Annotated in this window: 12 protein-coding genes; 7 read left to right on the top strand and 5 right to left on the bottom strand. The window is 69.8% G+C overall.

From position 1 onward, the window contains the following. From VFE05_11990 to VFE05_11980, 3 genes are all read left to right on the top strand, one after another. The coding region (locus VFE05_11990) for a hypothetical protein (GenBank protein HET6230783.1) at positions 1-229 on the top strand (229 nt) is incomplete at its 5' end. Beyond that, a complete protein-coding gene (locus VFE05_11985; GenBank protein ID HET6230782.1) occupies positions 186-359 on the top strand; it encodes a hypothetical protein in 174 nt (57 codons plus the stop codon). The genes VFE05_11990 and VFE05_11985, both read left to right, overlap by 44 nt. Positions 360-445: 86 nt before the next feature. Then, positions 446-937 (top strand): MaoC family dehydratase, encoded by a 492-nt coding sequence (locus VFE05_11980; protein HET6230781.1) that lies wholly within the window; start codon positions 446-448, stop codon positions 935-937. 189 nt (positions 938-1126) lie between these two features. Here the strand turns inward: VFE05_11980 and VFE05_11975 are convergent, their stop codons facing one another. Both VFE05_11975 and VFE05_11970 read right to left on the bottom strand, forming a co-directional pair. Beyond that, positions 1127-2419, bottom strand: coding sequence for a hypothetical protein (locus VFE05_11975; GenBank protein ID HET6230780.1), 1293 nt, complete (start codon positions 2417-2419; stop codon positions 1127-1129). 36 nt (positions 2420-2455) lie between these two features. Then, positions 2456-2986, bottom strand: coding sequence for a hypothetical protein (locus VFE05_11970; protein ID HET6230779.1), 531 nt, complete (start codon positions 2984-2986; stop codon positions 2456-2458). 928 nt (positions 2987-3914) lie between these two features. On the opposite strand from VFE05_11970, the gene VFE05_11965 reads away from it, so the two are divergent. The 3 genes from VFE05_11965 to VFE05_11955 all read left to right on the top strand — a co-directional run bounded on the left by VFE05_11965 (position 3915) and on the right by VFE05_11955 (position 7025). Then, positions 3915-5639 (top strand): ABC transporter substrate-binding protein, encoded by a 1725-nt coding sequence (locus VFE05_11965; GenBank protein ID HET6230778.1) that lies wholly within the window; start codon positions 3915-3917, stop codon positions 5637-5639. A gap of 308 nt (positions 5640-5947) precedes the next feature. Then, entirely contained in the window at positions 5948-6205 is a 258-nt protein-coding gene (locus VFE05_11960) for a hypothetical protein (GenBank protein ID HET6230777.1), read from the top strand. Between the two features lie 220 nt (positions 6206-6425). Beyond that, positions 6426-7025, top strand: coding sequence for a short chain dehydrogenase (locus VFE05_11955; GenBank protein HET6230776.1), 600 nt, complete (start codon positions 6426-6428; stop codon positions 7023-7025). Between the two features lie 140 nt (positions 7026-7165). On the opposite strand, the gene VFE05_11950 is transcribed toward VFE05_11955, so the two are convergent. Both VFE05_11950 and VFE05_11945 read right to left on the bottom strand, forming a co-directional pair. Beyond that, the gene (locus tag VFE05_11950; GenBank protein HET6230775.1) at positions 7166-8248 is read right to left on the bottom strand and encodes a hypothetical protein; all 1083 of its coding nucleotides are present in this window, start codon (positions 8246-8248) and stop codon (positions 7166-7168) included. Positions 8249-8650: 402 nt separating this feature from the next. Further along, positions 8651-9394, bottom strand: coding sequence for a TipAS antibiotic-recognition domain-containing protein (locus tag VFE05_11945; protein HET6230774.1), 744 nt, complete (start codon positions 9392-9394; stop codon positions 8651-8653). Positions 9395-9874: 480 nt separating this feature from the next. Between VFE05_11945 and VFE05_11940 the strand changes: the two genes are divergently transcribed. Beyond that, positions 9875-11497 (top strand): lipopolysaccharide biosynthesis protein, encoded by a 1623-nt coding sequence (locus tag VFE05_11940; GenBank protein ID HET6230773.1) that lies wholly within the window; start codon positions 9875-9877, stop codon positions 11495-11497. Positions 11498-11652: 155 nt separating this feature from the next. Here VFE05_11940 and VFE05_11935 read toward each other — a convergent pair whose 3' ends face one another. Beyond that, complete coding sequence (locus tag VFE05_11935; GenBank protein ID HET6230772.1) at positions 11653-13032, bottom strand: IS4 family transposase; 1380 nt, start codon at positions 13030-13032, stop codon at positions 11653-11655. Positions 13033-13511 lie beyond the last annotated feature (479 nt).

Below are 13511 nucleotides of genomic sequence, written 5' to 3'. Positions count from 1 at the left end.
CCAAGAACGTAAGCTCTCCGAGGTCCGCGAATTGCTTGACTCTCTATCCAAGAAGCACGATATTCTGAGCGGACAGGTCGCCGATATTTCACCCACCATGGCGGCTCTGATCCAGGGTTTGCAGGCGAGTATCGATGATCTTGACGCACGGCTGGGGAACCTCGAAGGGGCGCGGGAGGAGCAACATGGTCGATCCCAAGATGATGGAAAAGCTTCTGCAGATCGGTGAGAACGCACGATCTGCCCGCGTCGGACCGGATTTCGAGCGTTTTAGCCAGAACTTCGACCGGGCTGACCGTGCGATCCGCCAGATCGATGAGCGGATGGCGCGTCGCCGTAGCTTGATCGAGGTCGGGTAAGCGCTCTGCGGCGTGACCCGTAAGCACAGCCCTGCCGAGCATCTCGGCGGGGCTGTATGCGTTAGGAACTCTTCACACTGCCCAGCGTGGCCTTCTCCGCATCTCCCGAAGACCGGTGGTTCGAGGACTACGTGCCGGGTGACGTCCATCTCTCTCCGTCCATCCCGGTGGCGGAGGATGAGGTGCTGGCGTTCGGGCGGCGGTTCGATCCGCAGGTGTTCCACACGGATGTAGAGGCGGCGCGGGAGACGGAGTACGGCGGGCTCATAGCGAGCGGGTGGCACACCGCCGCGCTGATGATGCGCCTCTTCACCGAGCACTTCCTCGCGCGCGTGGCGACGCTCGTCTCACCAGGGGTGGACGAGCTGCGGTGGCTGCTGCCCGTGCGCCCCGGCGACGCGCTGTCGATCCGCGTCACGGTGGTGGAGGCGCGCCGCTCGCGCAGTAAGCCGGACCGCGGCATCGTCCGCTCCGCCGTGGAGGTGCTGAACCAGCGCGGAGAGGTGGTGATGACGGTCACGGCGCTGAACTTCCTGCGCACGAGGCCGGAGGGCGGCGCATCGGCCGACTCGGGGTGAGCGGGGAGGGAAACGGACGGGGGATGCGGCGCGCCGGCCGGTCGTCTGCGTGGCGGGGGGGTTCCGGATGCGATAAATCGCACCCCTACGCGGAGATAGGCGGGTGCGAGGTGGAAGGATGGCGAAGGGGCGCGACCGTCGATGCGGTCCCGCCCCTTCGTTGTACATCTGACGATTTCCGGCCCCCTGCTATGATGCGGCGGCTTCGGCGTCCAGCTCGGCGAGGATCTCGGCGGCGCGCTCGTGGGGGCGCAGGCCCAACTCCTCCAGGATCTGCGTTGCGGTGGCCACGTAGTCGCGGGCTTCCTCGATGCCGCCCATGCGCGCGCGCTGGCGGGCGTACTGGAGCAGCGTCTCGGCCTCCTCGTGTCGGAGGCGCTTCTCCTGGGCGAGCTGGAGCGCCTTCTCGTAGAAGACCACGCCGTCGCCGCCGGTGTCGCGCGCCACGTTGCCCAGGCCGCGGTATACGCGCGCCAGCAGGCCCACCGCGCCGCCCTGCAGCGCCAGCCCCTCGGCCTCGCGCGCCCACTGGAGGGCGTACATGGCGTTGCCCTCGCCCAGCCACGCCTCGGCAAGGTCCAGCGAGATGCCGGCGCGCATGGCGGGCGGCACCGGCAGCTGAAGCGCGGCTTCCAGGTGCCTGCGCCTGCCGGCCAGGTCGCCTTCCTCCAGCGCCAGCTGCGACTGCACCTGCTCCATGAGCGAGCGGTCCACCGGCGAGTCCACGCCGCGCCACACCTCGGCGGCCTCGGCCATCCAGCGGTGCGCCGCGTCCAGCCGCCCCTGGCGGATGCAGGTGAGCGACAGGTTGGTGAGCAGCTGCCCCCGCTCCGTCTGCAGCTCCGCCGGCTCGGGGTGCGTGCCGGCGCGGTTCAGCGCCTCGGTATAGATCTCCTCGGCCTGGCGGTAGCGGGCTTGGTGGACCAGCGCGTTTCCCGCGCCCGTCTTGGCGATCACCTCGGCCTTCAGGTCGCGGCAGTCGGCCGCGATCTCGGCGCTGCGCCGGTAGTGCCAGAACGACTCTTCGAAGCTGCCCAGGCCCAGGTACGCGCGCGCCATGCGGCGGATGGCGAGCACCTGCACCCCGCGGTCCCGCAGCGGCGCGTTCAGGTTCGCCGCGGTAGAATAGAAGACGAGCGCCCGGTCGAAGGCGCCGCGCGACTCGGCCTGCTCGCCCATCTGGATCCAGAGCGCCGCCGCCTCGGCGGGCTCGCCGGAGTAGGCGGCGTGCAGCGTGTCGCGCGCGGTCGCGAAGACCTGGCGGATGTAGTCGTGGACCTTCGTCTCTTCCTCGGCCAGCGCGGCGTCCACGCGGTCCTCGCGCACGACCCGCTTGTCCAGGGTCATGTACCTCCCCGAGCCGTCCCACTCGTTGGCGGGGTTGGGCTCGGAGATCTGCGAGAGGGCCAGGCGCACGCCGTCCAGCTCGCCGAGAGGGACCAGGAACCGGCCCAGCTCAGCGACGGATCTGTAGAGGGACACGCTCGAGTCCGCGGGGGAAGAGATCGTGAGGGGCGGTCAGCCGCCCGCCGTAAGCGTGGTGGAGCCGGCGCTGGCGCCGTTGCCCGTGGTGGCGTACGTGGAGAAGTGCTTCACCTCGGTGCGCACGCGCTGCCCGTCACGGGTAGCCGTGCCGCCCACGTTCACCCACGAGGCCGACGCGGAGTTCCACCACAGCACGCTGGCGGCGCCGCCCTCGGCAGTGGTGTTCTTCAGCGGCAGCTCTACGAAGACCGTGCGCAGGAAGTTCTGGTGCGGCTTGAACTCGCCCACCACGTAGCCGTTCTCGGGCCCGCTGCGCGACACGTGGATCTCGAACATGGTCACGCGGTCCACCGCGCCGGCTGGCACCTCGATCACGAAGTTGCCGGGGAAGCGCACCACCCCGCCCTTGGGCCCGATCCACGACTTGACGAAGCCCACGGTGTCCGACGGCGGCACGGTGTAGCGGGCGACCTGCCGCAGGTCTGCGGTGCCGCCGCCGCCGGTGGTGGAGAACCGCGGAGAGGCTTCGGCAGGCAGGGCCAGGCTCGCGTGGGGGGCCGCCATGGGCGTAGGTGCTTCTCCGCAACCGCCGAGCAAGCTCAACACCGGTACGAGTGCCACCACAAATCGACGGGCGAAACGCTGCATTACCTACCTCCGCGGGCGTAGAGGGCCACGATCGAACGTCCGAACAAGCGGGACGCGTACCGGAAGGTGTGCCTGCGTAACCGGGTGGGGATTACGGGGCTTCATCCAGTGGGGGTGGACGGAACTTATCCGAAGATGGACGCTCCCACAAGGTTTTTCGCGCCCCCGCAACACGGACTGTCCCCAGACACCCGATATCGGATGCGAACCGCGCATCCCGCCCGCCACCTGTTCCCCGGAAGGCGAGTTACGAGCGCCTTTTCTCAGTGGCTATCCGCGCCGCATCTGCTTGCGAATGCGGAGTTTACGCACAAGCGGTAGATGCCGCCGCTTCCGCCTTCGCAGCAGACCGGAACAGCGTCGACGGACACGCATCTACACTCGTCGACGATGCGTCGGGATGTAGCAGGACGCGACTCAGGCGCGCTGGTGTCCATTTTCGCCGTCCCCGGCGCCTCGCATCCGCGGGATGCAGGGGAGATGCGCGGGCAGCGTCGGCGGCAACGAGGGCACGAGGCGCAGGGGGATGGGATGGTGTGCATCTCCCATCCCCATCGCGCCGCCCGCCGTGAGGCGATCCCGCGACTGCATCGCGCCAGCGGGAGCGGGGCGCCACGGGGCGTGCGATTCGGCTTGACGTGCAAACGAGCGAAGAATACAATCCGCGAACGACCGAAAGCTCCATCCGTCCATCCCGCGCGCGGTCCGCATCTTCGCGGCGGGCGCGGAGCCGTCCGCGCCCGCGGACCACGCAGGGAAGCACTCCGCTCCGTCCCCCGCAGCCGCGCGGGACGCGGGCGCGCGTTTCCGTCGCCCGGCCCATCTTCCCCTTCCGGAGCCTCCCATGCCCCACCGCCGTCCCATCCCGCCGCTGATGGCGACGCTCTGCCTCGCGGCGTGCTCCGGGGGAGACGCCCACAAGCCCGCGCGCGTGGCGGACGGCACCGGGGAGCCCGTGGACGGCGGCACGGTGGTGCTGGCGGTGGACGCGGACTTCGTGCGGCCCTTTCCCCTCTTCTTCGCCAGCAGCGTGGACGGCGACCTAGACGACGTGCTGTACCAGGGCCTCGCGCGCGCGACGTGGAAGGACGGGGAGCTCACGTACGAGATGGACGGCAACCCCATGGCGCTGGCCCGCTCGTCGGAGTACGTGACGCCGGACAGCAGCGCGCTCCGCTACCACATGAAGCAGGGCCTGCGCTGGAGCGACGGCCAGCCCATCACCTCGGCAGACGTGGTGTGGACGTTCCGCGCGCTGAAGGACCCGCGCTACCAGTCGCCGCGGGAGCCGATGATGGCGGCGATCGACTCCGTCACGGCGCAGGACGACAGCACCGTCACCTTCTGGTTCGGCCGCTACAACCCGCAGGACGTCTTCCTCTCCGCGCACCCGGTGGCGCCCGCGCACAAGTACCGCGCCGCCGCGCCCGAGCGCCTGCACGACGATCCCTCGCTAGCGGAGCCGGACAGCGGGCGCATGCCGGTGTCGGGTGCGTTCTTCGTGAGCCGCCGCCGCCACGGCAGCGATTTCACGCTGGAGCGCAACCCGTACTTCCGCCCGCGCGCGCACCTGGACCGCATCGTGGGCCGGGTGATGCCGGACCCCACCTCCGTGACGGTCGCCTTCCGCAACCGCGAGGTGGACCTGATGGCGGTGACCATCGAGCGGATGCGGGAGCTGCAGCGCACCATGCCGTCCGCGCGGTTCGACCACGTGGGCCAGCGCAACTACACCTTCCTCGCCTACAATCCGCTCACCGTGCCCGCCTTCCGCGATGCAGAGGTGCGGCGCGCGCTGGGCATGGCGCTGGACGTGCCGCACCTGCTGGGCGTGCTGGGCATCACCGACCTCGCCCGCCCCGCGGCGGGCCCGTATCCGCCCACGTACCGCGAGTACTTCGACTCCACGCGCATGCGTCCGCTGGCGTACGACCTGGAGGGCGCGCGCCGCATCCTCCTCGCCCGTGGCTGGAAGCCGAACGCGCAGGGCCTGCTGGAGAAGGACGGCAAGCCGTTCCGGTTCACCATGCTGGTGGCCGCCGGCAACTCTCGCGCGCACGACACCGCGGTCTACGCGCAGTCGCAGTGGCGCAAGCTGGGGATCGAGATGGGGATGCAGGAGGTGGACGGCGCCGCGTACGTGGACCTGCTGCGCGGCAGGAGGTACGAGGCCGCCTTCAGCAATTGGGCGATCCAGCTGGACCCGGACCTCACCTACGCCTTCGGGAAGGGCAGCGACTCCAACGTCACCTCGTACGCCAGCCCCGCGTACGCCGCGCTGGCGGAGCGCGCGCAGCACGCCCGCAGCCGCGACGAGGCGAACCGGCTGTGGCAGGACGCGGCCGTGCAGGTCATCCGCGACCAGCCGGTCACCTTCCTCTGGAACGGCGATGCCATGGTGGCGTACGGCCCCGCCCTCCGCGGCGCGCGCCTCAGCGTGTTCAGCATGTTCGAGAACCCGTGGGAATGGTGGAGCCCGCGCGAGTACCAGCGCCGCTGGACGATCCCGCCGCCGCTGACCCCTCCGTCGCCCGACTCGGTGCCTGCGGGGGCTCCGGCCAAGCACTGAGGTTTTCGGTAGATGTGAATCGAGATGGCGCCGGGGGCGAAGTCGGGTGCCGCATCCTCCTTCTCCGATCCTCTCGGCGGGTCCGATACGACGGGCCTCACGCGGAGTCGCGGAGAACGCGGAGAACAACTCTCGTCTTTTGCCGTTCTCCGCGCCCTCCGCGGCTCCGCGTGAGCAATGCAGTTCCGGATGATGCGAACAGCGCGTCACGCCAGGCTTTGGAAGCGGGACAGCGGATGCGTGGTGGCGCGGTCCGTGCAATGGGGGCGGGCTCGACGGTGAGGCAAACCCGCACACGGGAGGGACTTGTGGCGAATATCGGGAAGAAGCTGATGTGGGCGGTGCTGGGCGGCGTGGCGTCGAAGGCGGCGCGCGGCATGACCCGCAACGCGCTCCACACCCGCGGGGGCGCCCCGCGCCTGCCGCAGCCGGCGCGCCGCCAGCGCGGCATGGGCACGGCGCTCGCGTTCGCGCTGGGCACCGGCGCGATCCTGGCCGTCGCCGACGTGCTCAGCGAGCAGGGCAAGACCGCCGCCCGCGCCAAGCAGCCCGAGCCCGCCCGCTAGACTAAGCCGCGGCACGCACGCAGGCAGCGCAAACCGTCCGCTCCGGCAACCCGCCGGGCGGACGTCTCGCGTTCTGGCGGATGCGTGGTGTGGCGGACGCGATGTCCCCGCACCCGCATCTCCCGACGCTTGTCGGGTTGCGCCGCGGGGCACGGGGTGCCAAGCTGCGGACGGCACCGGCGCGACGCCGGACGGAAAACGTGAGCGAGGAGCAATGCGGATGCGAGTGGCGTTGATCGGTGCCACGGGCACCATCGGGCAGGCGGTGGCGGAGGCGCTGGCGGGCGGGCACGACGTGGTGAAGGTGGGCTACACGCACGGCGACTACCACGTGGACCTCTCCGCCCCGGACTCCATCCGCCTGCTGTTCCACGAGATGGGCAAGGTGGACGCGGTGGTCAGCGCCGCCGGGAACGCGCGGTTCAAGCCGCTGGCCGAGCTGGGCGACGACGACTTCCGCTTCAGCCTGGAGAACAAGCTGATGGGCCAGGTGAACCTGCTGCGCATCGGCATGGCGCACGTGCGGGACGGCGGCTCGTTCACGCTCACCAGCGGCGTGCTGAGCACCCAGCCCATGCCGGGCAGCGCCGCCATCAGCCTGGTGAACGCGGGCCTGGAGGGCTTCGCGCGCGCGGCGGCGCTGGAGGCGCCGCGCGGCATCCGCGTCAACGTGGTGAGCCCGCCGTGGGTGAGCGAGACGCTCAAAGCCATGGGCCGTGACCCGGCCGACGGCACGCCCGCCGCCGACGTCGCGCGAGCCTACGTGGAGAGCGTCGCCGGCAAGCGAACCGGTGAGGTCCTGGACGCGCGCGAGTTCTGAGCGGCCGCGCACATCCGCCGCGCATCAGCCGAGATGCCGCGGATTCGGGAGATGCGGTGCGTTCGGCGAGCGGGGGATGAACGGAGGGGCGAGATGCCTGGCATCTCGCCCCTCCGCCCTACATCTACCGAGTCGCCGGTCTACTCGCGCGCGGCGAACGCGTCGTGCGTGGCGGATGAATTGGGGAGGGCCCCGAGGTACGCAGCCTCGATGCCCCAGCGGGCGCCGTGCTCGCGGCGCAGGGCGCTCACGCGCAGGAAGAGCTGCGCGTGGGCCACGTCGTCGGGAGTGAGAGTCTCCGTCTTGAGCGAGGGGCAGCGCGTGGCGTCCGCCATCACCGACGGCCAGGCGCAGGTGTGGCCGATTCCCAGCGTGTGCAGCATCTCGTGCCCCACCAGCCCGTTCACGTTGGGCCCGGCGAGCAGCGACGCGTGCTTGAACTGCACCGAGCCGTAGCTGATGTTGCCCGGCGCGCCGGACACGGTGTTGCCCAGCCCGGCGAAACGCATGGTGGGCTCGATCCACACCAGGATCACGTCGTCCGGCCCGTCGCCCTGCGGCAGCGTCTCGCCGAACGGCACGGGGCGGAAGAGATGCGCGCCCAGGTCGTCCTCCAGCCCGCGCACGCCGCCCCAGAACGCCGCCGAGTCGCGCGCCGTGATCCGCTCGGCCGAGTAGTCGCGGTCGAAGGCGACGCGCAGCGGGAACTTCTTCTCCGGCCAGCTCGCCAGGCCCTGCGGGTCGCGGTCGCCGCGCAGCCACCGGCGCGCGTAGAAGCTGGAGCAGTCGCGGCAGTCTGCCTCGAACGCGCGGTCCAGCCGCACGTCCACCTTCGCGCCGTCGAACACGCCGCCGCGCACCGTCCACAGGCGCGGCACCAGCACGAACCGCGGCTTCCGCGTCAGATCGGTGCGGGCCAGCCGCGCCACGGCCGGGTAGAACCGCCGGTCCGCCGGGTCGACCGCCGTGATCCGCATCTCCACGCTGTCGTCGTCCGCGTCCGCGGGCACCGCCAGCGCGAACGCCCCCGCCGAGTCCGCATCCGCAGAATCCGCCCACGTCGCGCCGCGCACGTACACGCGCATCCCGCTCGGCACCGTCTCGTCCGCCGCGAACAGCTGACCAGCGACAGGGCGAGCGACGGGCGCGGGCAGCCCGCGCATGCCGGCAGCAGAGACGACGGCGGCGAGCGCAACGACGAGCGAGCGAATGGGAAGGATCACGGGAGACTCCGCGGAACGGCACGGGGAAGCGGGCCGGGCGCACCCTCGCACCCGGCCCGCCATTCGTACCCCGCATAATCGCGCAGGATCGCCTTCCACACTCACCCACCTCGACCGTATCCCGAAGCCGCCGAACGGCTTGCAGCTCTGGAGATGCACCGTCGCCCTCAGGCAGTTCTGCGGGATGGGCCATCCCGGCCGTGACACTCCCTCCACGCGCACCAACGGAAATCCGCGTAGTTTCTCTGTCGAGTGAGTCACTTCGTAACCCAAGTGGAAACTTTCGTGATCCACTTCATCCCGCGATGCTGATGCGAGATGGGCGAGCGAGGCGCTTATGAACGCCTCGCCCGTTCGCCATACTGCACTTTCGACACTATTCCGCGCAGCGCCGCCGTCGACTCAGCCCGGCCCTGGGTCCGCCGCCCAGGCGCTGGAGACGTACTCGAAGAGCTTGCCGTCCAGGCCATACTGCGCGGCCACATCCGGGTTCTCCTTGTACATCCGCGCCACGCCCCCCTCTACCTCGGCGTTGCCGCCGCTGAAGGCGTTCAGCAGCTCCCGCCAGCGCCTTGCGAGCTGCTGCACGCGCGGGTCGCCCGGGTCGGTGCCCTGGTCCATCTCCGCCCGCATGGACGCGATTAGCGCTGGCCACTCGGCATCCACGGCGCGGACCTGCTCGTCGCCCAGGGCGGCGCCGCGCTCGTGGAGCTCGGCCATCTGCTCGGGCGTAACGTATCGTTCCAGCATGGTCATCCCCTCGATCGTCTTGAGGAACTCGCCGGCGGAGACCTCCTCCGCCGCGTCCAGGTGCCGTGCGATGGCTTCCAGCCGCCGGCACAGCGTGCGCTGCAGGTCCATCTGCTCCCGCAGCCGTTCGATGTGCAGCCCCACCACGCCCCGCGGCGCGAAGCCGGGCTGGAGCAGGCAGCCGCGGACCTCGCCGAGCGTGAAGCCCAGCGCCCGCAGCGACCGGATCTGCGCCAGCCGGGCGATGTCGCCCGCCGCGTACAGCCGGTGGCCGCTCGCGGTGTGGTGCGACGGCGACAGCAGCCCGATCTCGTCGTACCAGTGCAGCGTGCGCACCGAGATGCCGGTCTCCCGCGCCAGCTCGCCCACCTTCCGAAGCTTTTCCTTCGTCTTCATCCACCCTCCCGGTCCGGTCGTTCTCGTGGCCACGGCAATAGTCTAAGTCCTCACGTCACGTCAGGATCAAGGGCCGCAGTCTCGGTAGATGGAAATCGGCCGGTCGAGCAGACGAACAGCCGGAAATCCTTGGGATGTGCGACTCGTGGATGCAGTCGCGGCATCTTCGCGCCGCATCGGGAGATACGAGGCATACGAACGGATTGGGGCGCGGCGGAAAGTCGCGGATGCGATGAATCGCACCCCGACGCGTCGGCAAGATCGTCGTGCGTCGATGGGACGAAAGAGCGGAGGCGGGAACGGCGGAGGACTGGAGTGCGGGAAGGCGCGGCTTTCCCGGTGCATGCATGTTGCATTAGGTTGCCGCGCCTTCCGGCGCCTTCTCCGCCGCGCCGCGCCGCGCCCGCACGGGCGTACGCGGCGTTTTCCTTTGCCGAACGACCGGCGCGGGCTTTCCCGCGCCATGGACGGATACAGCGGATGAGCGAAAGACCCGAGCAGAGCCCCATCGCGCCCGACGAAGGCGACGCGGGCCCCGCCACCCCGCCCGCCGACGCGGCGGGCAGCACCGGCGGCTTCGGCGCCAAGCTGAAGCGCCTGGGCAGCGAGTCGCTGGTCTACGGCCTCAGCTCCATCGTGGGGCGGCTGCTCAGCTACCTGCTCCAGCCGTACTACGCGCACCAGTTCAACCCGGCGCAGAACGGCGTGCAGAGCGTGGTCTACTCGTACATCCCCATCATCTCCATCGCGCTGTACCTGGGGATGGACGTGGCGTACATGCGCGCCGCTGCGTCGGTGAAGGACGCGCCGCTGCCGGAGCGGCAGCGCGCCTTCAGCATGTCGTTCGCCATGGTGCTCGTCGTGGGCGGGCTGATCGCGGCGCTGGCGTTCCTCGCCGCGCCGGGCATGGCGCCGTGGGCGAAGCTGGACGTGACCTCGTTCCGCTACATGGTCGCCATCGTCTATACCGACGCGCTGCTGGCGGTGCCGTACGCCCACCTGCGCATGACCAGCCGGTCCATGCGCTACGCCGTGCTCCGCCTACTGTTCGTGGGCATCAGCGTGGGGCTGAACGTGGTGCTCATCGGGTACGTGCACTGGGGCGTGGAGGCCATCTTCCTGGCGAACCTGGCCGCCAACCTGGCCGTGCTGGCGCTGTTCCTGGGCGAGATCTTCGCCTTCTTCCGCCCCGGCCTGCTGCGCGGTGCCGAGTGGAAGCCGCTGTGGGCGTACGCGCTCCCCATCATGCCCGCCATGCTGGCGGTGATGCTGGTGGAGAACGGCGACCGCATCGTGCTCAATTACCTGCCGGAGAGCGTGGCGCGTTCGGTGTACCACATGACGTCGAAGGACGTGGTGGGCATCTACGGCTTCAACTACAAGCTGGGCGTGGCCATGCTGCTGGTGGTGCAGATGTTCCGCATGGCGTGGACGCCGTTCAGCCTCCAGCACGGCCGCCAGCCGGGTGCGCCGCAGCTCTTCTCGCGCGTGCTCACGGCGCTGATGCTGATCTGCTCGGCCGTCTTCCTCGCCGTCTCGGTGCTGCTGCCGTCGCTGAGCGAGGTGCCGTCGGTGCATCACTACGTGAAGCCGGCGTACTGGCTGGGGCTGGGGATCGTGCCCGTGATCCTGCTGGGCTACGTGTTCAGCGGCATGTACACGGTGGTCACGGCGGGGCTGTACATCGAGCGGAAGACGGGTGCGCTGCCGTGGATCGCGGGCGTGGGCGCGGTGCTCAACATCGCCATCTGCATCGTGGCCGAGAGCCGCTGGGGGATGGTGGGCGTGGCCTGGGCGACGCCGGCGTCGTACGCGCTGATGGCGGCGCTGGGCGCCTGGCAGTCCAACCGCGTCTACCCGGTGCCGTACGAGTGGGGGCGGATGGCGCACCTGGGCGTCATCGTCGCGGCGCTGTACGGCGCGGACCGGTGGATCGCGGGCCAGGGCGTGCGCCCGCTCTCCGGCACCGGCCTGGGAATCAAGCTGGCGCTCATCCTCGCCCTCCCCGTCCTGCTCTACCTGACGCGCTTCTTCCGCAGCGGCGAATGGAACGCGATCCGCGGGATGATGCGGCGCGGAAGGCCGGCCGTCGCCGCCTCATAGGCGAAGGACGCCAGGATCGCGGCGAGACGGCGCACCTTCGCCGCCTTCCGCCGCATCGACCCTCCCCACGAACGCGTGGGGGAGGGTCGATTCGCATCGGCGGACGCCCTCTCCCGCTCGCTTAGGCTCGCCCCGTCCCCCGCTTGCGCTACCCGTTAGTCACAAGTCGGTGCGCGCAGAGTTCGGTATGCGAGGACAAAGTCGGCCAAGCGGCGAAGTCCTCGCCGGAGCACTTTCACCCCAGGCTCTCCGTCGCCCTTGCGGCCCAGGAAGCCACCCAGCCGGGCAATCTGCCTTACCGCCTCGCGCAGGCTCGCCACCTGCGCGGGGCGCCGCTTCCCTGGATTCGCCATCCGGTGCAGCACTTCGGTCTCCTCCTCATCCAGCGCGGTCGTGCACGGTAGATCCGGGCTCGTACGCGCCAGATAGGTGATGAGCAGCAGCCGCCACGCCACGATCGAGTAGAGCGTCACGGCTCGCTTCAGCCGATCGGCGTGCTCCAGCTGAAGCTTCTCCACCTGGCAGCCGCTCTTGAGCGTGTAGTGGTAGCGCTCCACCTTCCAGCGCTCGACGTACGCCCTCACCGCGCTCAGCGCCTCCTCGTGGCTCGCCAGCCGCTTGGTCGACACCAGCAGCCACTCCACCGGCTTCTCCTCCGGCGGCACCTCGCCGACCTCACGCACCAGGACCACGCTGACGGACACGGCTTCCACGGCGGTGTTCTTCTGCTTGTGCTTCGGCCGCAAGATCTGCACGTCTGGACAAAGCCGCACCTCCAACTCCGCCGTGCGCGCCTTCCGCAGGCGCGTTCGCTTCAATTCCACCTCGATCCGTCCCGTCACCGGTGCCGCCGCGGCGGCCTCCCACACGTACTCCAGCCCTTCCGCAGCGTGGACTCGCCGGTTGTGCGTCGCCCGGATCAGCAGCTCGATCCCGGCCCGGCGCGGCATCGCCATCAACTCATAGATGTCCGCCTCGCTGTCCCCGATGATCCACGCCTTCATCGACTCCGGCAGCCGCTCCTCGCAGACGCGCACCGTCGTCAGCCACTTCTGGCTCTCCTTCTCCTCGATCCGCCGCTCTCGCCGGCTCTGCCTCTTGCCCCCTTCCGCGTCCCGCGCCCACGTCGCCTGGTGCAGCACGCCCTGCGGCACACCCGCCGGATCGATCACCAAGGCCGTGTGCATCATCAACCCCAGGCTGTATCTGCCGCTCAGCGGCCCCAGCCCCTCCGTCGAACGCAGCGTGTTGAAGCTCAGCTCCGTCGAATCCTGCGCGATGAGGATCTCCTCGCAACCCGACACGCGCCGAACCACCGCTTCCGCGTGCGCTTCCCGGATCGCCTCCACCCGCGTCGTCCCCGCAGAGACCAGGTCGTAGATCGCTTGCATCTCCGACACCGACTCGCTCGCTTCCGGAATCGAGGCATTCGGCCGATTCCAGAACGTTTGGACCGTCTGCTTCACCCGCCGGTTCCGGCGCGGATCTCCCAGATTCACGCTCCCGAGCTCGTTCTCCACCCACGCCTCGATCATCAACCCCTCGCCCCCTGGTGTGCCGCCATAAGTCACTTATCCAAATACACTACATTGACTTGTGACTAATGGGTAGCCCGCGAGCGGGAGAGGGGAGCCTATTCCACGGTGGCGGTTGGGGTTGCGTCGATCACGGGCGTGGCGCCAGGTGGCTCGGCGCCACGCCCGCCGCGGCGGCTCGACTAGCGGGCGGGGCGTCGTTCATAGCTTTCCCGCACGATGACCTCACCACCCGCGCTTTTGGTCTCCCCTCCCCCAGGCAGTTGTAAAGGCCGGAGACATCCCTGACAGGTGTTCGGACAGATGCTTGACACTGGTGGGGGGCGGGAGGAGAGTCGCCGGTGGCGACTCTCCTCCCGCAGTCGAATCACCCGCGGCTGGGGCGCACCGTCCCCTCCCGCAGGTCCAGCACGGCGATCTTCTGCTTGCAGAAGTAAACCGCTAGCTCTGCCTCCTTCTCGCTCTGCCGCAGCGCCACC

Source organism: Longimicrobiaceae bacterium, from assembly GCA_035696245.1.
Classification (GTDB): Bacteria; Gemmatimonadota; Gemmatimonadetes; order Longimicrobiales; family Longimicrobiaceae; genus DASRQW01.
This window is presented reverse-complemented; position numbering and strand designations above follow the sequence as displayed.